Genomic DNA, 23,301 nt, shown 5'->3' with positions numbered 1-23,301 from the left:
CACGGAATCCCGCCACGGGGCCGCCCGCTCCGTAGGCCACGGGGCCGGTCGCCGGGTACCCCGCTTGGCCCCGCGCCGGATGCGCCCGGGCGGGGTTCGCGTTCGACTCGGGCCATGAGCAATGAACCGCCGCAGGGAAACTCCGGCCACCCGCCGGAAGACGACCCGTTCCGCAAGCCTTCCCCGGGTGGTGCGTCGCCCTACGACTCCCCGCAGGGCGGCACGCCGTTCAGCACCCCGCCCTCCTCGGGCGGTTCCGGGGGCGGTTCGCCGTACGGTGATCCGCCTCCGTCGGGAGGCGGAGGCCCCTACGACAACGGTGGCCAGGGCGGCTACGGCGGTGGTGGTGGGGGACCCTACGGTCCCGGCGGCCAGGACCCCTACGGCAGCGGCGGCCCCTACGGCGGCGGGCCGGGCGGCGATCCGCTCGCGGGCATGCCGCCCCTTGCCGACTCCGGCAAGCGGGTGCTGGCCCGCCTGATCGACATGATCATCGTGGGCGCGGTGGTCCTGCTGATCGGCTGGCTCTTCTCGGTCGGCTCCTACGACGTCGACCCGGACAAGGTCGAGTACGGCGAGTCCTTCGGGCAGTCGCTGATCGCGGCCGTGCTCTACATCGCGTACGACACACTGCTGATCGCCAAGACGGGACAGACCCTGGGCAAGCGGCTGATGAAGCAGCGCGTGGCCAACCTGGAGAACGGCTCGACCCCGTCCATGCAGACCTCGCTGCTGCGCGCGGCCGTGCTGTGGATCCCGTTCGCCTTCTGCTGCGCCTGCGTGTGGACGATCATCTGCGGCGGCTGGAGCTTCTTCGACAAGCCCTACAAGCAGGGCCTGCACGACAAGGCGGCCAAGACGGTGGTGGTCAGCGTTCCCTAGAGCCTTGCGGACACGGCCTAGCGGCGCGGCACTTCGGCACGCACATCAGCACGCACATCAGCACGCACTTCAGCACGTACGCGGACCCGCTCGGGTACCGCGTACGTCGCTGTTGGGGCCGGGGCGGCGTCGCTGCGAGCCGGGGAGGTGGTGGCGGCCGGGCCGGGGGCGGCCGGTGCCAGGCGCACCGCGACCAACAGGCCGAGGGCCAGGGCGCCAAGGGCGGTGGCGGTGACCGCGAGGGGCGAGTCGGCCCCGGTCGCGAGGAGCACCGCGAGGGTGGTGGCGACGACGGTGGTCGAGCCGGTCAGGAGCTGCACGGCACTCGGTCGGGCCATGGCGTTGTCCGTCCTGAAATAAGGGGGCGCCCCCGTGAGTTCCGGCCGCGGGGGAGGGGGTGTGGTGCGGGGGTGGCGCACCGGGACACCGGCCGACGGGCGTCCCCGCTCTGGCATGCCCGTGCCTCCCCAGCGGTAAGCGTGCCCTTACCTCGGCGGTGGTGCACGGGGGGCGCACGGGTTCACCCGTTCCATCAAGTGGACGGCCGGGCGCGCCTGTTGCCCGCATCCCGCCCCGCGTCCGGCTTCCGTTGGGAAACGGCCGGATGCGACCGAAGTTGTTCGTATAACGGGGGCTTCGGGTCGCATAGTGCACTTGGCCTGTTCAAGTCAAGATCTGTTTTTTCTGTGAGAACTCCTGTCGAATGTCGCTCACTTAAGACGCGTATGCCGCGCGCGGTAGTCCACCACCCCGAGGACCCCCCAATACCGCACAGCGTGGGCGCGGGGGAGGATCACCTCAAGTGACCAGCAGGAAACGTACTTTCAGAGCCACCGCGGTGGCCGTCGCACTGGCGGCGGCCACCGCAGGTCTCGCGGTCGCCAACTCGGCACAGGCGGGCGAGACCGAGGACCGGCCGCAGTCGGTCGAGCGGCACGACCCGGCTCCGGGCGCCGAACTGGACAAGCACGGGCACGAGGTGCCCGAGCACAACCTGGCGGGCCCGTTCACCAAGAAGGCCGACGCCCAGCGCAAGGCGGCCCTGGAGCAGGTCCTGTCGGGCGAAGCCAAGGTGGAGAAGCGCGGCGCCTCCAACGTGGTGAAGCTCGACAACAAGAAGTACGTCGAACTCGGCCGCGAGAAGACGGACAAGATCTTCACCATCCTGGTCGAGTTCGGCGACAAGGTGGACAAGGAGTCGACCTTCGACCCGGACGGCGACGGCCCCAAGCCGCCGGTGACCAAGTACGGCGGCGACCCGGGCCCGGCGCGCAACCAGATCGCCGAGCCGGACCGCAAGGACGACAACAGCACCGCCTGGAAGAAGGACTTCAACCGGGAGCACTTCCAGGACCTCTACTTCGGTGAGGGCAAGGACTCCGACGGCAAGAAGAAGGAGTCCCTGAAGACCTACTACGAGCGGACCTCCTCCGGTCGTTACTCGGTCGAGGGCGAGGTCTCCGACTGGGTCAAGGTGCCGTGGAACGAGGGCCGCTACGGCTCCAACTACTGCGGTGACCACAACTGCCCCAACGTCTGGGACACGGTCAAGGACGGCGTGACCGCCTGGGTCGCCGACCAGAAGGAACAGGGCAAGACCGACGCCGAGATCAAGCAGACCCTGGCCAAGTACGACGCCTGGGACCGCTACGACTTCGACAGCGACGGCAACTTCAACGAGTCCGACGGCTACATCGACCACTTCCAGATCGTGCACGCCGGTGAGGACGAGTCCGCGGGTGGCGGCGCTCAGGGCGAGCACGCGCTGTGGGCGCACCGCTGGTACGCCTACGGCGACGAGGCCGGTCACACCGGTCCCGCCAACAACAAGGCGGGCGGCACCCAGATCGGCGACACCGGTATCTGGGTCGGCGACTACACGATGCAGCCGGAGAACGGCGGCCTCGGCGTCTTCGCCCACGAGTACGGTCACGACCTCGGTCTGCCGGACCACTACGACACCACCGGTGGCGGCGACAACTCGGTGGGCTTCTGGTCGCTGATGTCGGCCGGTTCGTGGCTGGGCACCGGCAAGGAGTCGATCGGCGACCTGCCGGGCGACATGACCTCCTGGGACAAGCTCCAGCTCGGCTGGCTGAAGTACACCAAGGGCAAGGCGGCCACCAAGTCGACGCACAAGCTGGGTGTTTCGGAGTACAACACGAAGAACCCGCAGGCGCTGCTCGTCGAACTGCCCAAGAAGAAGGTCACCACCACGGTGGTCAAGCCCACCGAGGGCAGCAAGCAGTGGTGGAGCAACCAGGGTGACAACCTCAAGAACACCCTGAGCCGCAGCGTCGACCTCACCGGCAAGCAGAAGGCCGAGCTGACGCTCAACGGCTGGTGGGACATCGAGAAGGGCTACGACTACCTCTACACCGAGGTGTCCACCGACGGCGGCAAGCAGTTCACGCCGCTCAACGGCACCGCGGACGGCAAGGAGATAACGAAGGACGGCGCCGACCGTCCGGCCCTGACCGACGTCTCCAAGACGTACAAGAAGCTCGTCTTCCCGCTGGACGAGTACGCCGGCAAGAAGATCGACCTCCGCTTCCGCTACAACACCGACGGCGGCGCCGGCGGCAAGGGCTTCGCGGCGGACGAGATCGTCGTGAACGCCGACGGCAAGGCGCTGTTCAGCGACAACGCCGAGGGCGACGACAACGGCTGGACCGTCAACGGCTTCTCGCGCATCGGTGAGTCCTTCACCAAGGACTACGAGCAGTACTACATCGCCGAGAACCGTCAGTACGTCTCGTACGACAAGACCCTCAAGGTCGGCCCGTACAACTTCGGCTGGCGCGAGTCCCGTCCCAACTGGGTGGAGCACTACCCGTACCAGAACGGCCTGCTCGTCTGGCTGTGGGACAGCTCGCAGAAGGACAACAACACCAGCGTCCACCCGGGCACCGGTCTGATCCTTCCCGTCGACGCCCACCCGAAGGCGCTCAAGTGGAAGGACGGCAAGGTCATGGTCAACAAGATCCAGACCTTCGACTCGACCTTCACCACGGCGCGGACGGACGCGTTCACCCTGCACAGCAAGGACGTTGCGGTGAAGCTCCCGGCGCTGAAGGGCAACTCGGTCTTCAACGACCGCACCGGGACCTACTGGTTCAAGGACAACCCGACCGGCAGCGTGAAGGTGCCCGACACCAACACGCAGATCAAGATCGCCGGCTGGGGCAAGGACGGCTCGACCGTGACGGTCAAGGTCGCTCCGGCGAAGTAGTAGCCCCGCGGTAACCCCCGTAGTAACCCCGTGACCCGGGCCTCACCCAGCGTGCGGCCCGGGTCACTCATTGCTGAGAAAACCGGCCCGGATGGCCGGAAATGACAGACTCTTCCGGTGATCTTTCCCGCCCGAACAGCGTTTGCGCAGGTCACCGCATGATCGGCCGCCGCCCCTTGGAGGGCGGCGGCCGGTCGTGCTTAGCTGCGTCCGACAGGTTTCCCACCGATGGATGTCTCACGGGGGTGTGACAGGCATGGCCGCAGGCGGTTTCTGCAAGCTGCCCGACGGGCGGGTGGTCGTGGCGCTGACCCTGCCGGATCCGGCAGGCCGCTCCACCCCCGCGGGCAAGGTGACCGGCGGCGCGACAGGCACCGTACGGGTACTGGTGCACGCCGTGAACCGGGCCCGGGCGCTGACCCGGCTGCGCAACCTCGGGCTGCGCGCGGTCTACCTGCGCGGCAACGCCCAGCCGCCGACCGGCGACGAGATCACCGCGGTGCTGCACCACCCCGACGGCCTGATATGGCGAGCCTCGGCGGGCGGCGACGCGGAGCTGTGGCACCCGATCCGGGCCCTGCTGCCCGCGCCGAGGCTGTGGCCCGCGGCCGAGGCCGCGACCGGCCTCAGGCCCCCCGTGGAGGGCCTGCTCCCGGCCGCGCCGCACGAGTGGGTACCCGGCGCGCTGCCCACGCCCTGGACTCAGACCACCGGCTTCCCGGACAGCTCCACGCCCGCCTCGCGCATGTCCTGAAGCGCCCGCTCGGTGCTGTCCTCGGCGACCCCGGCGGTCAGATCCAGCAGCACATGGGTACGGAAGCCCGCACGGGCCGCGTCCAGCGCGGTGGCCCGTACGCAGTGATCGGTGGCGATGCCCACCACGTCGACCTCGGTGATCTCCCGCTCGCGCAGCCAGTCGGCCAGCGCGGTGCCGTTCTCGTCGGCGCCCTCGAAACCGCTGTAGGCGGCCTGGTAGGCGCCCTTGTCGAAGACCGCGTCGATGCCGCCGGAGGCGACGGCGGGCGCGAAGTTCGGGTGGAAGCCGACGCCCTCGGTCCCGGCCACGCAGTGCGCGGGCCAGCTGTCGCGGAAGTCGGGCCGGTCGGAGAAGTGCGCGCCCGGCGCGATGTGGTTGTCCCGGGTGGCGACGACGTGCCGGTAGCCCGCGGGGGCCTGGGCGACCAGTTCGGTGATCGCCGCCGCGACATCGGCGCCGCCCGCCACCGCGAGCGAGCCTCCCTCGCAGAAATCGTTCTGCACATCTACGACGATCAGGGCGCGGCGCATGGTCGGTGTCCTTCGGCAGTCACGGAATTGTGGGGTGGGCGGCGTCGGCGGGGGCCGGTGGGGCCGAGCCTAGAAGCCGCGGCGGCGCGGCGGGAGTCGGTGCCCGTCCGCCGGACGCGGGAGATGTCCGTTGAAGCTGCATTCCCGCTCCCCGGTCATTCATGCCCCGCCCGGCGACCTCCGCCCGCCCGTCCCGCACCCCCGCCGCAGCCGTCCCACCGGCCACGGCTCTCGCGGCGGGGCCGCCCGTACGCACGCGTCCGGGCGCGCTCCCACGTACCGCGTAGGCAGGCATCGCGTACGCACGCATCGGGCCGCCCTCACACGTAGACGGTCGGGAGGACCGGCTCGCCGCGCGAGAGCTGGGTCGCCGAGAGCGGCAGTCCGGCGCGTGCGGCGCGGTGGCGGTCGCGGGCCGCGTCGAGCGGTTCGCGGGCGATCACCTCGCCGCCCTTGACCAACGGGACGAGCAGCTGGCGGCCCGCGAGGTCGGCGGGCACCTCGCCGGTGCCGATCACCTCGGCCTCGGCCACGCCCTCGGCGTCCAGGCGCCGGGCGGCCCACTTGCGGCCGCCGATGGAGGTCTTGCCGCCCAGCGACTTCTTCGCGACCGGCACGAGCTCGGCCGCGGGGTCGGCCGAGCCGGCGCGCGCCACGAGCTTGTAGACCATCGAGCAGGTCGGGTGCCCGGAGCCGGTGACCAGCTGGGTGCCCACGCCGTACGCGTCCACCGGCGCCGCGGCCAGCGAGGCGATCGCGTACTCGTCGAGGTCCGAGGTGACCGTGATCTTCGTGTTCCGCGCGCCCAGTTCGTCGAGCTGCTGACGCACCCGGTGCGCCACGAGCAGCAGGTCGCCGGAGTCGATACGGACGGCGCCGAGGTCGGTGCCCGCGATCTCCACGGCGGTACGGACCGCCTCGGCCACGTCGTAGGTGTCGACCAGGAGCGTGGTGCCCCGGCCGAGCGAGTCGACCTGGGCGCGGAAGGCGTCGCGTTCGCTGTCGTGCAGCAGGGTGAAGGCGTGCGCGGAGGTACCGACGGTGGGGATGTCGTAGCGGAACCCGGCGGCCAGGTCCGAGGTGCTGGCGAAACCGCCGACGTAGGCGGCGCGCGAGGAGGCGACCGCGGCCAGCTCGTGGGTGCGGCGGGCGCCCATCTCGATCAGCGGGCGCCCGCCCGCGGCCGAGGACATCCGGGAGGCCGCGGCGGCGATCGCCGAGTCGTGGTTGAGGATCGACAGGATCACCGTCTCCAGGAGCACGCACTCGGCGAAGGAGCCCTCCACCCGCAGCAGCGGGGAGCCGGGGAAGTAGACCTCGCCCTCCGGGTAGCCCCAGATGTCGCCGCTGAAGCGGTAACCGGCGAGCCAGTCCAGGGTGTCGGCGTCCACCACGGCGCGCTCGCGCAGGAAGCCGAGGAGGTCCTCGTCGAAGCGGAAGTTCTCCACGGCGTCCAGGACCCGTCCGGTGCCCGCGACCACTCCGTAGCGACGGCCCTCGGGTAGCCGCCGGGTGAACGTCTCGAAGACCGAGCGCCGGTGTGCGGTGCCGGACTTGAGGGCGGCCTGCAGCATGGTGAGTTCGTACTGGTCGGTGAAGAGCGCGGTCGAGGGGACCTCGACCGGCAGCCCCAGATCCACAGGGTGCACTTTCTGCCTCTCCTCGCGGGAACGCACGGGGCGCCCCCGGTCGCGGCCGGGGAACGGCTCGCGCGGAGCGGCCCCGGTTTCACGGTACGGAGTGGATGCTACCCCCATCTCGTCAGTTTGACGATTTCTCGGTCGGCGCACAGCCGGGCCGTTTGTGCGCCGGGGCACCTCAGGTGGCAGCATGGTCGATGTGACCGCTCCCGCACCGATGGAAACCGAACGTACCGAGGAGGCGGAGGAGACCTTCGCCGTTCCCGAACCCGACCTGCCCTGGGTCACGATCGTGCACAACGACCCGGTCAACCTCATGAGCTATGTGACCTACGTGTTCCAGGCCTACTTCGGCTACTCCAAGGACAAGGCCACCAAGCTCATGCTGGACGTGCACCACAAGGGGCGCGCGGTCGTCTCCAGCGGGAGCCGCGAGGAGATGGAGCGCGACGTGCAGGCGCTGCACGGATACGGTTTGTGGGCCACCCTCCAGCAGGACAGAAAGTAGACGGAGTCACTCGCCTCCATGTCAGGACACTTCGAATCGCTCCCCGACGGCGGGGCAGCCGTCGCGCTGGACGAGGTCGAGATCTCGATCATCCGCTCGCTGTCCGTCCAGCTCCTCGAACTCATCGGGCCCGGACCCGGCGAGGGCGAGGCCGCCGACCCGCTCGACGAACTCTTCGCCGAGGGCCCCAGCGAGCCGCCCGCCGACCCCGTACTCAAACGCCTCTTCCCCGACGCCTACAGCGGCCCCGAGGGCTCGGCCGACGAGACGGGCCCGGCCGTCACCGCCGCCGACGAGGAGGAGCGCCGCGGTCGCTCCGCCGAGTTCCGCCGCTTCACCGAGAACGATCTGCGCGCGCGCAAACGCGAGGACGCCCTCGCGGTGATCCGGAGCCTGGACTCGCTCAGCCTGTCCCGCGAGGGCGCCGAACCCGGTGACGCCGACCGCGAGGTCCCGCTGGAGCTCCTGCCCGAGCAGTCCCAGCAGTGGCTCCGTACGCTCAACGACCTGCGCCTCGCCATCGGCTCCCGGCTCGACATCGTCGACGAGGAGGACGCCGACCTCCTGTACCGGCTGCCCGACACCGACCCGCGCAAGCCGATGGTGCTGGCCTACCTCTGGCTCGGCGACCTCCAGGAGACCTTGGTCGGCACGCTGCTGCCCTGACGGTCGGCCGGGGGACTCCTGGGGACTCCCGGGGCTCTCGCTGCCGGGCACCGGTTTGGCCGGAAGTCCCCGGTTCGTCGCGCGCCGCAGGGGAAGGCGCCTCGCGTGCCACCGGACCGCCGATCGCGTCCGGGCCGCCCGCCTCCGGGCGGCCCATGTCCGGACTGTCCGTGTCCGGGGTGTCCGTCCCGTCCATCGTGTCCGGAATGTGTTCGCTCAGCGGACGCTCAAGTCCGGATAACGATCGTGTCACTCATGCGCATACTTTGCGGCGATCGGGCGCGCCTGTCCCTTTCGTACTGTGACGCGCGCCACATGCGGCTCTTCAAGCGCCCGCAACACTCGTGATACATCTTCACGACCGCCGACGGGACGCCACCCCTGTTCCGCCGCCGGCACTCCGACCGGCCGACCGCCGGTGGCACTCCATCAGTATCCGGGGGGATCGGGATCCGATTCCGTGGCCTTGACTCGGCGCGGATCGGGCAATGGAGAAAGGCGCTCGAAACGATGACCTCAGCGCGGGTCGACAAACAGCACGACGGCACGGCAGCCGCCGGAGCACCCCACGCCCCGGACGGCGAGGGCTACCAGCGCGGGCTCGGAGCCCGGCAGATCCAGATGATCGCGATCGGCGGTGCCATCGGCACCGGCCTGTTCCTCGGCGCGGGCAAGGCCATCTCGAAGGCCGGCCCCAGCCTGATCCTCGCGTACGCCATCGCGGGCCTGGTGATCTTCTTCATCATGCGCGCCCTGGGCGAACTCCTCATGTACCGCCCGGTGTCCGGCTCCTTCGCGGACTACGCGCGTGAATTCGTCGGCCCCTTCGCGGGCTATGTCACCGGCTGGACGTACTGGCTCTTCTGGGTCGTCACCGGTATCACCGAGGTCACCGCGGCGGCCGAGTACATGACGTACTGGTTCGACATCCCGCAATGGGTCTCGGCACTGATCTTCACCCTCATCCTCTACGGCGCCAACCTCATCTCCGTGAAGCTCTTCGGTGAGCTGGAGTTCTGGTTCTCGATGGTCAAGGTCACCGCGATCATCGGCATGATCCTCATCTGCGCCGGCATCCTCACCATCGGCTTCTCCGACGCCGGGGACAGCGCGAGCATGAGCCTGCTGTGGTCCGAGGGCGGGTTCTTCCCCAAGGGCCTCGGCGGCACCCTGATGACCCTGCAGATCGTGATGTTCGCCTTCCTCGCCGTCGAACTGGTCGGCGTCACCGCGGGCGAGTCCAAGGACCCGAAGAAGACCCTGCCCAAGGCGATCAACACCGTGCCGTGGCGCATCGCCGTCTTCTACCTCGGCGCCCTGATCATGATCCTCTCGGTCGTGCCGTGGACCCACTTCCAGCCGGGCGTCTCACCGTTCGTGGCCGCCTTCGACAAGATGGGCCTCGCCGCGGGCGCGGGCATCGTGAACTTCGTGGTCCTCACGGCCGCGCTCTCCTCCTGCAACTCCGGTATGTACTCCACCGGCCGGATGCTGCGCGGCCTCGCGCTCAACGGCCAGGGCCCGAAGCTGTTCACGCGCCTGACCAAGGCCGGCACCCCGCTGATCGGCACCACCTTCTCGGCGGCCCTGATGATGGTCGGCGTCTGGATCAACTACCAGTGGCCCGGCAAGGCCTTCGACTACGTCGTCTCCTTCGCCACCATCTCCGGTATGTGGGCCTGGATCATGATCCTGATCTGCCAGCTCCGCTACCGCGCCAAGGCCGACCGCGGCGAACTGCCCGCCTCCGAGTTCCGGGCGCCGGGCGCCCCGTGGACCAGCTGGTTCGCGCTGGCCTTCATCGCGATGGTCATCGTGATGATGGGCATCGACAAGGACTCGCGCATCTCGCTGTACTGCGCGCCGATCTGGGGCGCGATCATGCTCCTGTCGTACCTGGTCCTGCGCTCCCGCAACCCGCAGGGCACCGCCTTCCAGCGGACCGCCCAGAAGGCCGAGGCCGGCTCCCGCGACTGAGGTTCCGCCTCACCCGTTCCAGCATGTGGGCCACCCCGTATCGACCATCGATACGGGGTGGCCCACCCGCATATTCTGGGCGGCATGCTGACCCTCACCCAGGCCCTGTACGACCAGATCGTGGAACACGCCCGCAAGGACCACCCCGACGAGGCCTGCGGCGTCGTCGCCGGACCGGAGGGCACCGGCCGCCCCGAGCGCTTCGTACCCATGCTCAACGCCGCCCGCTCGCCCACCTTCTACGAGTTCGACTCCGGCGACCTGCTCAAGCTCTACCGCGAGATGGACGACCGGGACGAAGAGCCCGTGATCATCTACCACTCGCACACCTCGACCGAGGCCTACCCCTCCCGTACCGACATCTCGTACGCGAACGAGCCCGGCGCCCACTACGTCCTGGTCTCCACCGCCGACACCGACGGCCTCGGCGACTTCCAGTTCCGCTCCTTCCGGATCGTCGAGGGCGAGATCACCGAGGAAGAGGTGAAGGTCGTCACCGCGTACTGAAGAGGGGAGCGCCGGGGGCACGCCGAGGGGTGGCGGGCATACTGAGCAGCGACCCAGGGCGGCAGGCCCAGGAAGCCGGTGCGAGTCCGGCACGGTCCCGCCACTGTGACCCCGCCCCGCGGGGAAGCCAGGAACTGACCTGCCGCCTTCTTCCACTTACGCAGGGGACGCGGATCCCCTGGAGGAGGCCCCCATGGCCCGGCGCCCGCGCGCCCTCGCGCTCACCGCTGCCCTTCTGCTCCCCGCCGCACTCGGCGGCTGCTCCGACTCCGGCTCCGGGGACGGCGACGACCGGGCCCGGCAGCCCGGCTTCCCGTACACCGTCACCAACTGCGGCGTACGCACCACCTTCGAGGCGCCCCCCGAGCGGGCCGTCACCATGAACCAGCACGTCACCGAGATCATGCTGGCCCTCGGCCTGGAGAAGTCGATGGCGGGCACCGCCTACCTCGACGACAAGATCGCGCCCGCCTACCGCGCCGCGTACAAGAAGGTCCCGGTACTCGCCAAGGAGTACCCCGGCAAGGAGCAACTCCTCGCCGCCGACCCCGACTTCGTCTACGGCGGCTACGCCAGCGCCTTCGCCGCCAAGGACGGCCGGGCCCGCGACGACCTGCAGAAGTCCGGCATCGACACCCGCCTCAACACCGAGAACTGCACCAACGGCGCGGCCGGACTGGACGACCTGTACCGCGAAGTCGACGAGGTCGCCCGCACCTTCGGCGTCCCGGACCGGGCCAAGCGCTGGACCGAGCGGGCCCGCGCCACCGTCGCCGCCGCCGCGAAACACACCAAGGACACCCGCCCCGTCTCCGTCTTCGTCTACGACAGCGGCGACAAGACCGCCTTCACCGCGGGCGGCAAGGGCATCGGCAACGAGATCATCACCCGCGCCGGGGGCCGCAACGTCTTCGCCGACCTCGACAAGTCCTTCGGCGACGCCTCCTGGGAACAGGTCGTGGAACGGCGCCCCGAGACGATCGTCATCTACGACTACGGCTCGGTGAGCGTCGAACAGAAGAAGAAGCGCCTCCTGAACGACCCCGCCCTCAAGGACGTCCCGGCGATCAAGAACAAGCGCTTCGCCGTCATGCCCCTGTCGGACACCGTCCTCGGCGTCCGCGCCCCCGACGCCATCGCCCGCCTCGCCGCACAGCTCCACCCGGCGAACGGGCGATGAGCGTGGCGTCCGACGGGGGGCGCGGTACGGGGGATGCGGTGACGGGTCTTGCGGGCGGTACATGGGACCAAGCGTCCGGCCGGGAGCACCACACGGCGAACTCGGCGCCCGGCAAAGCCACTTCACCGGCGGGTGGCAAGCCCGGTCCACCACCGCCCGGCAAGTCCACCCGCCGGAGACCCGCGGGCCCCACCCCCGGCCCCCTCCGCTACACCCTCGTCCTCACCCTGCTCACCGCCGCGCTGGCCGCCGCGATCCTCGCCGCCCTCGCCCTCGGCTCCGTGCACATACCGACCGGCGAGGTCCTGGGCGCCCTCGCCCCCGGCGCCGAACCCAGCCCGCGGCGCACGATCGTGCGCGAGGTGCGGCTGCCACGCACGGTGCTGGCCGTCGTGGTGGGCGCGGGTCTCGCCGTCGTCGGCACCGTGCTCCAGGCCCTGGTGCGCAACCCGCTCGCCGACCCGTTCCTGCTCGGCATCTCCTCGGGCGCGAGCGCCGGTGCCGTACTGGTGATGGTCCTCGGCATCGGCGGCGGCATCACCACCACTGTCGCCATGCCCGCCGCCGCCTTCGCCGGTGCGCTGCTCGCCCTGGCCCTCGTCTACGGTCTCGCGCGGCGCGGCGGCACCCTCACCGGGACCCGGCTCGTACTCGCCGGGGTCGCCGTCTCGTACATCCTGTCCGCGCTGACCACGCTGATCCTGGTGCTCGCCGCCCGGCCCGAGCACTTCCAGGAGGCCATGCACTGGACGCTCGGCGGACTCGGCAGCGCCCGCTGGGACACCCTGCTGCTGCCCTCGGTGGTCGTCGTCCTCGGCACCCTCGTCCTGCTGCTGCTCGCAAGGCCCCTGGACCTGATGGCCCTCGGCGAGGAGGACGCCACCGTGCTCGGCCTGGACACCAGCCGGTTCCGCGGCGCCGTGTTCGTCCTGTCCTCGCTGCTCACCGCGGTCATGGTGGCGGTCAGCGGCGCCGTCGGCTTCATCGGCCTGATGGTTCCGCACGCCGCCCGGCTCGTCGTCGGCGCCGGGCACCGCGCCCTGCTGCCCGTCGCGGCGCTCGGCGGCGCGCTCGCCCTGGTCCTCGCCGACCTCGGCGCACGCACGGTGGCCGCACCCCAGGACATCCCCGTCGGCGTGCTCACCGCCCTCATCGGCGGCCCCTTCCTGCTGTGGCTGATGCGCCGTCGCCCGGAGGTGACCCTGCTGTGACCGCCCGCCTCGCCATCCGTTCCCTGCGCTTCACCACGGACGGCGCCACCCTCCTCGACGGCGTCGACCTCGACGCCGCACCCGGCGAGACCGTCGGCCTGGTCGGCCCCAACGGCAGCGGCAAGTCCACCTTGCTGCGCTGCGTCTACGGCACCCTGACCCCGACCGGCGGCGAAATCCTCCTCGACGGGCGGGAGCTCACCGCCACCCCCGTACGCGAACGGGCCCGCAGCATCGCCGCCGTACCCCAGGACGGCCACGGCGGCGGGGACTTCGCCGTCCGGCAGATCGTCGCCATGGGCCGCTCCCCGCACAAACGCTTCTGGGAGGCCGACACCGCCGCCGACGCCGCACGCGTCACCGAGGCCCTCGACCGGGTCGGCGCCGCCCACCTCGCCGACCGGCCCTTCGCGCAACTGTCCGGCGGCGAACGCCAGCGCGTCCTCGTCGCCCGCACCCTCGTCCAGGACCCGGCACTGCTCGTCCTGGACGAACCGACCAACCATCTCGACATCCGGTACCAGCTGGACGTCCTCCACCTGGTCCGCACCCTGGCCACCACCAGCCTGCTCGCCCTGCACGACCTCAACCTCGCCGCGTACTTCTGCGACCGCCTCCACGTCCTCGACCAGGGAAAAGTCATCGCCTCCGGCCCACCGGAAGAGGTCCTCACACCCGACCTCCTCGCCAAGGTCTACGGTGTCCGTGCCGAGGTCGCCGTCCACCCGACCACCGGCGCTCCCACCGTCACCTACCTGCCCGGTCCCGTCTGACGAACAGAATCCGTCCAGGATGCGAGATCACATTCCGGAACCCGGACCGGGAATCGATACGATGAGCCCATGGTTTTCCACGACGTGAGCGAACAGCCCCCGAGCAGCCTGCTGCTTGTGGCGCGCCTCCACGTCGATCTGTGCAGGCTCGCCAGCGCCATCTGTCGCAGCGCCACCCGTCACGACTGACCGACGCCTGTCACGACTGACGCCTGTCGCCCGCCGCCGAACGGCCAAGGGCCACGCAGCCGCAACGCGCTCACCGCGCACCGCCAGGAACCCGACCGGGGCCGCCGCGCGCCTCACCGACGAACCTCCCCGAAGGAGCCCAACGCCATGGCCATCGAGGTCCGCATCCCGACCATCCTCCGCACCTACACCGACGGCGCCAAGGCGGTGGAGGGCAACGGGAGCACCCTCGCCGAGCTCTTCGCCGACCTGGAAGCCCGCCACACCGGCATCCAGGAGCGCATCGTCGACGGCGACCAGCTGCGCCGCTTCGTCAACGTCTACCTCAACGACGAGGACGTCCGCTTCCTCGACGGCATCAACACCAAGCTCACCGACGGCGACAACGTCACGATCCTCCCGGCGGTCGCCGGGGGAATGCGCTGATTTCGCGATGCGCTATGACAGCCCGCTCGCCGCGGTAGGCAACACCCCCCTGGTACGCCTGCCGCGGCTGTCGCCCTCCGACACCGTCCGCGTCTGGGCCAAGCTGGAGGACCGCAACCCCACCGGCTCCATCAAGGACCGGCCCGCGCTGCACATGATCGAGCAGGCCGAGAAGGACGGACGCCTCACCCCCGGCTGCACCATCCTCGAACCCACCAGCGGCAACACCGGCATCTCCCTGGCCATGGCCGCCAAACTCAAGGGCTACCGCATCGTCTGCGTCATGCCCGAGAACACCAGCCAGGAACGCCGCGACCTGCTCGCCATGTGGGGCGCCGAGATCATCTCCAGCCCCGCCGCGGGCGGCTCCAACACGGCCGTACGCGTCGCCAAGGAACTCGCCGCCGAACACCCGGACTGGATCATGCTCTACCAGTACGGAAACCCCGACAACGCGGGCGCCCACTACGCCGGCACCGGCCCCGAAATCCTCGCCGACCTGCCCTCGGTCACCCACTTCGTGGCCGGACTCGGCACCACCGGCACCCTGATGGGCGTCGGCCGCTACCTCCGCGAACACAAGCCGAACGTGAGGATCGTCGCCGCCGAGCCGCGCTACGACGACCTCGTCTACGGCCTCCGCAACCTCGACGAGGGCTTCGTACCCGAGCTCTACGACGCCTCCGTACTCACCACCCGCTACTCGGTGGGCTCCGCCGACGCGGTCACCCGCACCCGCGAACTCCTCCAGCAGGAAGGCATTTTCGCGGGCGTCTCCACCGGCGCCGCCCTGCACGCCGCCATCGGCGTCGGCAAGAAGGCCCTCGCCGCGGGCGAGAACGCGGACATCGTCTTCGTCGTCGCCGACGGCGGCTGGAAGTACCTCTCCACCGGCGTCTACACCGCCGCCACCACCGAAGAGGCCATCGAGACCCTGCACGGGCAGCTCTGGGCCTGAACACTCCGCACCACCACACAGTGCCGCCCCACGCACCTCTGCCGGGCGGCACCCGTACGGCACTTCGGCCTTCAGGACCCCGACCGGGTCCTGGAGGCCGAAGTCGTTCGCCGACGTGATTTCGAGTTGTCTTGTTCCTTCCGGCCGCCCGGTTCTGGCTCGGCGCCGCATGGTGTACTGCAGTGGTTTGGCCCTACGGGAGCGTGTTGACCATCTGAAAAGTGCAAACGGAGGTGCCCATGGGGGAACACGAGCGCCTGGTAGTCGACTACATACTTTTGGAGTCGTCGACGAAGAATCTGAAGGACATCAAAAAAGCCCTCGAAGGTATGGAAAAACACCGTACCGACATCCAGGACATCTGGGGTCATAGCAGCATCGAAGACAAGATGAGCGACTTCGTCAGCAACTGGGACAACTATCGGCGCGAACTCCTCGAAAATGTCGTGGACTTGGGCAACCAAGTGCAGACCTCGCTCAAGACCTTTGAGAAGCTCGACCTCGATCTCACGAACGCGGGCAAGAAGAAGCGCGGCAAGGGCGGGGGGAAATAACCGATGGGGGCGGGTAAGGGCAGGCGCCGACCGGTCGACTGGCATCCGCTGGCGGAGAAGGACCCGGTCCCCGGCGACCCGGAGGACATCCGCGACGAGGTCACCAGGATGAAGAACCTCGCCACGACCCTCCGCGCGCAGGCCGTCATCCTGCGCTCGGCGGCCGACGGTGACGCGCTGCAGGGCAAGTACGCCGACAAGATCCGCGAAAAGTCCGGCGACCTCGAAAAGCACTTCCGTGAGACTGCGGCCCGCTACGAACGTGTGGTCGGCGACCTCGGAAACTGGGCCAACGAGCTGGACGGCTTCCAGGATCGCGCCGACGGCGTCCTCCGAGCCGCGAAGCAGGCCGACGAGGAACACGCTGCCGAGGAGCGGAAAAAGGAAGCCGAGGCCAAGAAGGACGGAGACAAGAAGGACGAGGACAAGAAGGCTCCGGAGGATTCCGACCCCGACAGTCACCTGGCCCCGTACCGCAAGCAGCTCAACCAGGTCATCTCCGACCGCGACTCCCGCGCCAAGCACTACGCCGAGAACATCGGCGACGACATCTCCGACATCATCAAGGACAGCCGGTGGGAGAACTTCAAGGACTGGGTGCACGAGCACGCGGGTGCGATCAAGAGCATCGTTGAGGCCCTGAGTTTGGCAGCGACCATCATCGGGGCCATCGCTCTCCTCTTCACGCCAGTCGGATGGGTGGCGACCCTCATCACGGTGACCGCCATCAGTTTCACAGCGCTCGCCGGCGTCGGGCACACACTGCTCGCCCTCTCCGGTGACGGGAACTGGACGGATGTCGCGATGGACGTCTTCGCGCTGGCGACACTCGGATTCGGCAGCATCGCGATGAAAGGCGTGAAGGCCGCGACGGCAGCGCTCAAGACCGCAAGCAGGGCAAAACGATTCCAGCGGTACGCGAATCTGCGCAAGCTGCTCGACAGGAACATCACGCGATACGGCCCCGACTCGGCCCGCGGCGCGAAAGCAGCGCGGGCGAAGAATGCGCTGCGCGGGATCGGGTCGAGGGAAACACGGCCTGGGGCCGGACGACTGGAACGTCTGCTCGGCGGGGATGGGGAGGTCGTCAGCGCAACCAAGTTCGCCAAGGCCATGCGCGCCGAGTTCGATGGGGATCCCGATGTGGTGCAGGCGGCCGATGCGGTGAGTAAGGCCGCACTGAAGTTCAAAGTGAACTACGGCGCCGCCACCCTGGTCGACGTGGGTGACAAACTTGCGGAAAAGGGTCCATACAAGGATAAGTACGGTGATGCCAAGGATGTCCTGACGCGTGAAGTCGGGAGCCGCTGGTGATCACTTCGGAGTGCGAATCGATCGGCATCAACTGGATGCGGCGAAAGTCGAAGCAGAATCCGAGGGAGCGGAGATAGTGGCGACAATCCCGGCGAGAAGTGCGCAGGAATCACGAGCCATGAGGTTCCTTGCCGCGTGCACACTGGTGCCCATTCTTTGCTTGGCCTTCCAGGATATCGGGAGCAAGCACGGCGGAATGGAGTGGCTCAACTATCATTATGTAGCGTGGCCGATGATGATCGCGCCAGTGCTGATGCTGATCCTTTTCTTCAGGAACCGAGAACTCATCCGTGACCCGCGGATAGGTGCCAACTTCTCGCAGACGATCAAGTTGGTTGCCGTCTTGTACCTGGTCTGGAACATTATCGGGACCATCGGCTATAGCTGGCTGGGCGTGATTTCGGTGCTCTCCTGCCTGACGATCCTGGTGGCCGACTGGCAACTCAAGAAGCGGGCCCGCGCATGAGCACCTCCGATGCAGAGCAGCAAACACCCCCCGCCGAAGTAACCGTTCCCGGCCGCTACGAACTCGTCCTGCCACCCGGCTGGGTCCGTATCCCTCTGCGCCAGGGTACGAAGGAAGCACTCGAGAAGGTCCTCTTCTCGCACATGGGGCAAGTCCCGGAGGGCATTCCCAAGGACGACGCGATGCGCTTCCGGCTGGACATGCGTCGCCAGTTGGAGAAGCAGGCCCGTGCCGCCAGAAGAAACGGTGGCCTCGACCTCTACCTTCCGGTGCTCCCACGCGGGGGAATCTTCCTCATGGCCTCGTTCATCGTCGCCGAGATGCCGATCGGCCAAGCCAATGGCATTCCTCAGCAGGCCGTTCCTCAGCAGGCCGTGCTCGCTGAACTGGCCAACGAAGACGTCCCCGGCGGAACAGCGGCAGAGGTCCACGTGGCAGGAGCCCCCGCACTCCGCCGCGACTACCGCTCCACCCCTGACGAGGAGAAGCTGGCCTCCGCCCCCCAAGCCGTGCAGCAGGTCGCCCTGCCGACGCGGCGAGTCGACTATGTGATCCCCGTGCCCGACGATCCCGGGCGCTGGATCAGCATCAACTTCTCCACACCGGGTGACGGCGATATCGACAGTGAATTCACCGACGTGCTGGTCGAGTTGTTCGACGCGGTGGTCGGCACGTTCAAATGGAGTTATGAGTGAGCTGGCTCAACGTCAAGCACGCCATGGAACTGTCCCCTTGGATCCGCATCCCGCTCATGTGGCCGGAACCGGGACTGGAGGACGTCGAGGAGGCGCAAACGCCCGAGGCGTGGGCGCGCTACTTCGCCGAGGGGCTCTGGGAAGATTTCGCGCCGGAGAAGCCGAAACCGGGCGAAGTCGAACTGCTGACCGACATCCTGTTGATGTACGCAATCAGAGCCCCCGCGGCCTATCCGGACTTCGAGGTCTTCCTCCATCTCCCGCACCCACGCGAGATCCCGCTCCCCGCGTACGTCGACCTCGTGGAGATCGAAGAGGGTGAGGACCGGAAAACGGCACTGCGGGAGCTGACCCACGCCGACGCCGGCTACACCGTCGAGCCCCCCATCGTCGAGGACTTCGACTCCCCGCACCTGGGAACCGGCCTGCGCGTACTGCGCTACTACCAGGACGAAGACAGCAACGAGGTGCACGTCGGCCTCCGCTACGCCTGGCGCTACGAGAAGGGCACGGAAGCCGCGGACGTCCTGGTCATCCTGGCCGATCCCGACGCCGGCCGGATCCTGCGAGCTCTCGACGACATCGATGAGTTCGCCCGCACCATCCGGATGAGCCCGGATGAGGAAGCGGATACCTGGACGGCCTCATGATCCTGGGCGATCATGCGTGCCGCGCCTGACGTCCCCCGAAAACCGAAACGCCATCGACACCCTGCACGGGCAGCTCTGGGCCTGAAGCCACGCCTGGGTCACGGGTCACGGGTCACGTCCACTCGCATCACATCGCATCGCACACCGAGGGTGCACCTCCACACAGGAGGTGCACCCTCGGCGCGTACCGGACGACCACACCCCCGAGCCCCCCGAGACCTCGCCCCGGGACTCCGCCCCAGCCCCCCACAACACCCGCACACCTATCCGCGCGCCATCCGAACCGGTGACAGCTCAGGTGAGTTCTCCCACAACGGCGACCCACGGTGGAGCCACCCCGAGCCGATCGACTTACCCTCGACGGACCGCACGACCCCCCTCGTCCCCACGTCAGCGCGGAGGTTCCAGCTCCCATGAAGCTCACCGTCGTCGGCTGCTCGGGGTCCTTCCCGTCCGCGGAATCGGCCTGCTCGAGCTACCTCGTAGAGGCCGACGGCTTCCGGCTGCTCCTCGACCTGGGCAACGGTGCCCTCGGCGAGCTGCAGCGCCACTGCGGTCTCTACGACCTCGACGCGATCTTCCTCAGCCATCTGCACGCCGACCACTGCATCGACATGTGCGCGTACTTCGTCGCGCGCTACTACCGCCACGACGGAGGCCGCTGCCCGGCCATCCCTGTCTACGGCCCCGAAGGCACCGAACAGCGACTGACCACCGCCTACGCCGACACCCCCAGCGCCTCCTCCATGAGCGAGGTCTTCGACTTCCACACCGTCAAACCCGGCGCCTTCGAGATCGGCCCCTTCTCCGTACGCACCGAACGGGTACGACACCCCGTCGAGGCGTACGCCATCCGGCTCGAACACAACGGCCGCTCGCTCACCTACTCCGGCGACACAGGAGTGGCCCCCGAACTCGACGAACTCGCTCACGGCAGCGACCTGTTCCTGTGCGAGGCCGCCTTCACCCACGGCAAGGAGAACGTGCCCGACCTCCACCTCAACGGGCGCGAAGCGGGCCAGAGCGCCGAACGCGCCCAGGTCGGCCGACTCGTCCTGACCCACATCCCGCCGTGGACCGACCCCGCCGTCAACCTCGCCGACGCCCGCGCCGCCTTCGCCGGACCCACCGAACTCGCGGCCCCCGGCGCCACGTACGAAATCTGACCGGAAGCGGCGACGGACAACAGACGGCAGACGACGGGCGGCAGACAACCGGCGGCAGACGTCAGACAACAGGTGGCAGACGGCAGACGGCAGGCGGCAGACGACCGGGGGCCCGAGAGCAAGCGGCGAGATGTGACCGGTGCCAACCCTGGGTTACCGTGACAAAACGGACCCCGTGAGGCGGGCCCCCGAACGGTCGGAGCACACCATGGCCACCAAGGCAGAGAAGATCGTCGCCGGACTGGGCGGACTCGACAACATCGTCGAGGTCGAGGGCTGCGTGACCCGCGTACGCGCCGAGGTCGAACACCGGGAGAACGTCGACGACGCCGCCCTCAAGGCGGCAGGCGCGCACGGCGTCGTCGTCATGGGCGACGCCGTACAGATCGTCGTCGGCAGCGACGCCGACCGGGTCGCAGCCGACATCGAAGACATGATGTGAGCACCGAGAGCAGCAGCACGTACGCCACAAGCCCATGAGACGGGCCCCGCCCCCACCGCGGCGGGGCCCACCCACAGGCGGCGTAAAACCACACCCCGCACGACGGATACGCTCCCTTCCATGACCCGCATCGACGGCCGAACCCCCGACCAACTGCGCCCCGTCACCATCGAACGTGGCTGGAGCAAGCACGCCGAAGGCTCCGTCCTCGTCTCCTTCGGCGACACCAAAGTCCTCTGCACCGCCTCCGTCACCGAAGGCGTACCCCGCTGGCGCAAAGGCAGCGGCGAAGGCTGGGTCACCGCCGAATACGCGATGCTCCCCCGCTCCACCAACACCCGCGGCGACCGCGAATCCGTCCGCGGCAAGATCGGCGGCCGCACCCACGAGATCAGCCGCCTGATCGGCCGCTCCCTGCGCGCCGTCATCGACTACAAGGCACTCGGCGAGAACACCATCGTCCTCGACTGCGACGTCCTCCAAGCCGACGGCGGCACCCGCACCGCCGCCATCACCGGCTCCTACGTCGCCCTCGCCGACGCCGTCGCCTGGGCCCAGAGCCAGAAACTCATCAAGGCCGGACGCAAGCCCCTCACCGACACCGTCAGCGCCATCAGCGTCGGCATCGTCGACAAGACCCCACTCCTCGACCTGTGTTACGAGGAAGACGTCCGCGCCGAAACCGACATGAACGTCGTCTGCACCGGCGACGGCCGCTTCGTCGAAATCCAGGGCACCGCCGAAGCCGAACCCTTCGCCCGCGACGAACTCAACGCCATGCTCGACCTCGCCGTCACCGGCTGCGCCGAACTCGCCGCCTTCCAGAACGAAGCCCTCGCCCGGACCCGGTCCTAGGCCAGGTCCAGGTCCTGGTTCATGGCCTGCTTCAGGTCCCGGTTCAGGTCCTGGTTCAGGTGGTGACTCACTTTCAAGTCCCGGCCCCCGGCCCGGGCTTGCCGTCCGCCGGGTCTGCCACACACGGCGGCAGACCCGGCGGACGGCAAGCCCGGCCGAACCACGGAACCGCCGACGAAGCGCCGACCCGGGGAACCAATAGGTGCAACCCGGGAGAACACGCTCCCCGCGCGCCCACAAAGCCTCCGCACAGCAAAACCACAACAGTAAAAAGGCAACCAAGAAGAGCCGTGGCGCGTTTCTACAGATGCGAGCGCACGCGGCCAGTGCGGCGCCCGCGTCCGTTACCTGGGAGGGACCGCCGACATGGCCACGCGCCGTAGCCGCACCGTTATCGCCACCGTCGTCTTCGCGAGCGTCGCACTGCTGACACCCGCAGCGGTCGGTTGCAGTGCGCTCGACAAGGCCCTGGACTGCGTCCAGACCGCCGACGCCATAGCCGACAGCGTCACCGACCTCCAGCAGGCGGTCGAGACCGCGGCCAACGACCCGCTGAAGGCCGACCAGGCCCTCGACGACATCGAGAAGAACCTCGACGAGATCGGCGACAAGACGGACGACAGCGACGTCAACAAGGCCGTCGACGACCTGAACGAAGCCGTCGGCAACGTCCGCACCGCCATCAAGAACGGCGACGAGACCCCCGACATCAGCCCCGTCACCGACGCGGCAGGCGAACTCACCAAGGTCTGCACCCCGTAACAGCAGGCGGACGCGGGGGAGCGGCGAGGGCCACGGGCGCGGCGGGGCCGCAGACACAGCGGGCAGCGGACGCGGTGGGGGCCGCAGACACAGCGAGGGCAGCGGACGCGGCGAGGGCCGCGCACATGGCGAAGGCAGCGGACGCGGCGGCGGACACGGACAGGGCGGAGCCCCGGAGCCCCGCCCGCCCCGCCGCCCCCGATACTGGCCCCATGACCCGCCTGATCCTCGCCACCCGCAACACCGGAAAGATCACCGAACTCAGGGCGATCCTCGCGCACGCCGGACTCCCCCACGAACTCGTCGGCGCCGACGCCTACCCGGACCTCCCCGACGTCAAGGAAACCGGCGTCACCTTCGCCGAGAACTCCCTCCTCAAAGCGCACGCCCTCGCCCGCGCCACCGGCCTGCCCGCCGTCGCCGACGACTCCGGCCTGTGCGTCGACGTCCTCGGCGGCGCCCCCGGCATCTTCTCCGCCCGCTGGTCCGGCACCCACGGCGACGACCGCGCCAACCTCGACCTGCTCCTCGCCCAACTGTCCGACGTACCCGCCGAACACCGCGGCGCCCACTTCGCCTGCGCCGCCGCCCTCGCCCTCCCCGACGGCACCGAACGCGTCGTCGAGGGCCGCCTGCGCGGCACCCTGCGCACCGCACCCTCCGGCAGCAACGGCTTCGGCTACGACCCGATCCTCCAGCCGGACGGCGAGAGCCGCACCTGCGCGGAACTGACCCCCGAGGAGAAGAACGCGATCAGCCATCGGGGGAAGGCGTTCCGGGCGTTGGTGCCTGTGGTGGGGGAGTTGGTGGGGTAGCAGGCGCAAAAGAATAAGGTCCCGTCTCCTGCGAGACGGGACCTTGTCCGATGCGGCCGGTGGGACTCGAACCCACACGGGGGATTACCCCAGACGCCCCTAAAACGCCCGCTTATGCCAATTCAGCAACGGCCGCGTGTGCTGTC

The 23,301-nt window shown here is 69.0% G+C and carries 25 protein-coding genes, 1 tRNA gene, 1 pseudogene and 1 riboswitch; of the genes and pseudogenes, 23 read left to right on the top strand and 4 right to left on the bottom strand.

Annotated features, from left to right (window positions below):
- Nucleotides 1-114 precede the first annotated feature (114 nt).
- Nucleotides 115-882: an RDD family protein gene (locus HUT18_RS10555; RefSeq protein ID WP_176099842.1), complete on the top strand. Its 768-nt coding sequence runs from the start codon at nt 115-117 to the stop codon at nt 880-882.
- A 17-nt stretch (nt 883-899) separates the two neighbouring features.
- Here the strand turns inward: HUT18_RS10555 and HUT18_RS10550 are convergent, their stop codons facing one another.
- The gene (locus tag HUT18_RS10550) at nt 900-1,220 is read right to left on the bottom strand and encodes a hypothetical protein (protein WP_176099841.1); all 321 of its coding nucleotides are present in this window, start codon (nt 1,218-1,220) and stop codon (nt 900-902) included.
- Between the two features lie 464 nt (nt 1,221-1,684).
- Between HUT18_RS10550 and HUT18_RS10545 the strand changes: the two genes are divergently transcribed.
- Nucleotides 1,685-4,114 (top strand): immune inhibitor A domain-containing protein, encoded by a 2,430-nt coding sequence (locus HUT18_RS10545; RefSeq protein WP_176099839.1) that lies wholly within the window; start codon nt 1,685-1,687, stop codon nt 4,112-4,114.
- A gap of 256 nt (nt 4,115-4,370) precedes the next feature.
- Nucleotides 4,371-4,697: pseudogene (locus HUT18_RS10540) on the top strand (hypothetical protein); the annotation flags it as partial.
- Between the two features lie 119 nt (nt 4,698-4,816).
- Here the strand turns inward: HUT18_RS10540 and HUT18_RS10535 are convergent.
- Together HUT18_RS10535 and HUT18_RS10530 are read right to left on the bottom strand one after the other, a co-directional pair.
- Nucleotides 4,817-5,401, bottom strand: a complete 585-nt coding sequence (locus HUT18_RS10535) for an isochorismatase family protein (RefSeq protein ID WP_176099837.1) — start codon at nt 5,399-5,401, stop codon at nt 4,817-4,819.
- A gap of 320 nt (nt 5,402-5,721) precedes the next feature.
- On the bottom strand, nt 5,722-7,050 hold the full coding sequence (locus tag HUT18_RS10530) for a nicotinate phosphoribosyltransferase (protein WP_176099835.1): 1,329 nt from the start codon (nt 7,048-7,050) through the stop codon (nt 5,722-5,724).
- Nucleotides 7,051-7,231: 181 nt separating this feature from the next.
- Between HUT18_RS10530 and clpS the strand changes: the two genes are divergently transcribed.
- The 20 genes from clpS to rdgB all read left to right on the top strand — a co-directional run bounded on the left by clpS (nt 7,232) and on the right by rdgB (nt 23,155).
- Complete coding sequence (gene clpS / locus HUT18_RS10525) at nt 7,232-7,549, top strand: ATP-dependent Clp protease adapter ClpS (RefSeq protein WP_176099833.1); 318 nt, start codon at nt 7,232-7,234, stop codon at nt 7,547-7,549.
- 18 nt (nt 7,550-7,567) lie between these two features.
- Nucleotides 7,568-8,215, top strand: a complete 648-nt coding sequence (locus HUT18_RS10520; RefSeq protein WP_176099832.1) for a DUF2017 domain-containing protein — start codon at nt 7,568-7,570, stop codon at nt 8,213-8,215.
- Between the two features lie 510 nt (nt 8,216-8,725).
- Nucleotides 8,726-10,192, top strand: coding sequence for an amino acid permease (locus HUT18_RS10515; protein ID WP_176099830.1), 1,467 nt, complete (start codon nt 8,726-8,728; stop codon nt 10,190-10,192).
- 84 nt (nt 10,193-10,276) lie between these two features.
- Nucleotides 10,277-10,699 (top strand): Mov34/MPN/PAD-1 family protein, encoded by a 423-nt coding sequence (locus tag HUT18_RS10510; RefSeq protein ID WP_176099828.1) that lies wholly within the window; start codon nt 10,277-10,279, stop codon nt 10,697-10,699.
- A gap of 38 nt (nt 10,700-10,737) precedes the next feature.
- Nucleotides 10,738-10,857: riboswitch (cobalamin riboswitch) on the top strand.
- 35 nt (nt 10,858-10,892) lie between these two features.
- Complete coding sequence (locus tag HUT18_RS10505) at nt 10,893-11,879, top strand: ABC transporter substrate-binding protein (RefSeq protein ID WP_176099826.1); 987 nt, start codon at nt 10,893-10,895, stop codon at nt 11,877-11,879.
- Between the two features lie 227 nt (nt 11,880-12,106).
- Nucleotides 12,107-13,090, top strand: a complete 984-nt coding sequence (locus HUT18_RS10500) for an iron ABC transporter permease (RefSeq protein WP_254878971.1) — start codon at nt 12,107-12,109, stop codon at nt 13,088-13,090.
- The gene (locus HUT18_RS10495) at nt 13,087-13,863 is read left to right on the top strand and encodes an ABC transporter ATP-binding protein (RefSeq protein WP_176099822.1); all 777 of its coding nucleotides are present in this window, start codon (nt 13,087-13,089) and stop codon (nt 13,861-13,863) included. Before HUT18_RS10500 ends, HUT18_RS10495 begins: the two co-directional genes overlap by 4 nt.
- A 69-nt stretch (nt 13,864-13,932) precedes the next feature.
- Complete coding sequence (locus HUT18_RS34295) at nt 13,933-14,052, top strand: putative leader peptide (RefSeq protein WP_368661517.1); 120 nt, start codon at nt 13,933-13,935, stop codon at nt 14,050-14,052.
- Nucleotides 14,053-14,199: 147 nt separating this feature from the next.
- Entirely contained in the window at nt 14,200-14,478 is a 279-nt protein-coding gene (locus HUT18_RS10490; protein ID WP_176099820.1) for a MoaD/ThiS family protein, read from the top strand.
- Nucleotides 14,479-14,485: 7 nt separating this feature from the next.
- Nucleotides 14,486-15,436: a PLP-dependent cysteine synthase family protein gene (locus tag HUT18_RS10485; RefSeq protein ID WP_176099818.1), complete on the top strand. Its 951-nt coding sequence runs from the start codon at nt 14,486-14,488 to the stop codon at nt 15,434-15,436.
- A 239-nt stretch (nt 15,437-15,675) separates the two neighbouring features.
- Nucleotides 15,676-15,990: a hypothetical protein gene (locus HUT18_RS10480; protein ID WP_176099816.1), complete on the top strand. Its 315-nt coding sequence runs from the start codon at nt 15,676-15,678 to the stop codon at nt 15,988-15,990.
- A 3-nt stretch (nt 15,991-15,993) separates the two neighbouring features.
- A complete protein-coding gene (locus HUT18_RS10475; protein ID WP_176099815.1) occupies nt 15,994-17,304 on the top strand; it encodes a putative T7SS-secreted protein in 1,311 nt (436 codons plus the stop codon).
- Nucleotides 17,282-17,770 carry a hypothetical protein gene (locus tag HUT18_RS10470; RefSeq protein WP_176099813.1) on the top strand — a complete coding sequence of 163 codons (489 nt, stop codon included), beginning with the start codon at nt 17,282-17,284 and terminating at the stop codon, nt 17,768-17,770. The genes HUT18_RS10475 and HUT18_RS10470 overlap by 23 nt, the downstream gene beginning before the upstream one ends.
- Complete coding sequence (locus tag HUT18_RS10465) at nt 17,767-18,465, top strand: hypothetical protein (RefSeq protein ID WP_176099811.1); 699 nt, start codon at nt 17,767-17,769, stop codon at nt 18,463-18,465. The genes HUT18_RS10470 and HUT18_RS10465 overlap by 4 nt, the downstream gene beginning before the upstream one ends.
- Nucleotides 18,462-19,115: a hypothetical protein gene (locus HUT18_RS10460; protein ID WP_176099809.1), complete on the top strand. Its 654-nt coding sequence runs from the start codon at nt 18,462-18,464 to the stop codon at nt 19,113-19,115. The genes HUT18_RS10465 and HUT18_RS10460 overlap by 4 nt, the downstream gene beginning before the upstream one ends.
- 413 nt (nt 19,116-19,528) lie before the next feature.
- Nucleotides 19,529-20,281, top strand: a complete 753-nt coding sequence (locus HUT18_RS10455) for an MBL fold metallo-hydrolase (protein WP_176099808.1) — start codon at nt 19,529-19,531, stop codon at nt 20,279-20,281.
- A gap of 208 nt (nt 20,282-20,489) precedes the next feature.
- A complete protein-coding gene (locus HUT18_RS10450; RefSeq protein ID WP_176099806.1) occupies nt 20,490-20,723 on the top strand; it encodes a glucose PTS transporter subunit EIIB in 234 nt (77 codons plus the stop codon).
- A 120-nt stretch (nt 20,724-20,843) separates the two neighbouring features.
- On the top strand, nt 20,844-21,578 hold the full coding sequence (gene rph, locus HUT18_RS10445) for a ribonuclease PH (protein ID WP_176099804.1): 735 nt from the start codon (nt 20,844-20,846) through the stop codon (nt 21,576-21,578).
- A gap of 366 nt (nt 21,579-21,944) precedes the next feature.
- Nucleotides 21,945-22,340, top strand: coding sequence for a hypothetical protein (locus HUT18_RS10440; protein WP_176099802.1), 396 nt, complete (start codon nt 21,945-21,947; stop codon nt 22,338-22,340).
- Between the two features lie 212 nt (nt 22,341-22,552).
- On the top strand, nt 22,553-23,155 hold the full coding sequence (gene rdgB, locus HUT18_RS10435) for an RdgB/HAM1 family non-canonical purine NTP pyrophosphatase (protein ID WP_176099800.1): 603 nt from the start codon (nt 22,553-22,555) through the stop codon (nt 23,153-23,155).
- A gap of 51 nt (nt 23,156-23,206) precedes the next feature.
- Here rdgB and HUT18_RS10430 read toward each other — a convergent pair.
- Nucleotides 23,207-23,291, bottom strand: a tRNA-Leu gene (locus HUT18_RS10430).
- Between the last annotated feature and the right edge of the window lie 10 nt (nt 23,292-23,301).

The sequence above is a fragment of the Streptomyces sp. NA04227 genome (assembly GCF_013364195.1).
Lineage (GTDB): Bacteria > Actinomycetota > Actinomycetes > Streptomycetales > Streptomycetaceae > Streptomyces.
This window is presented reverse-complemented; position numbering and strand designations above follow the sequence as displayed.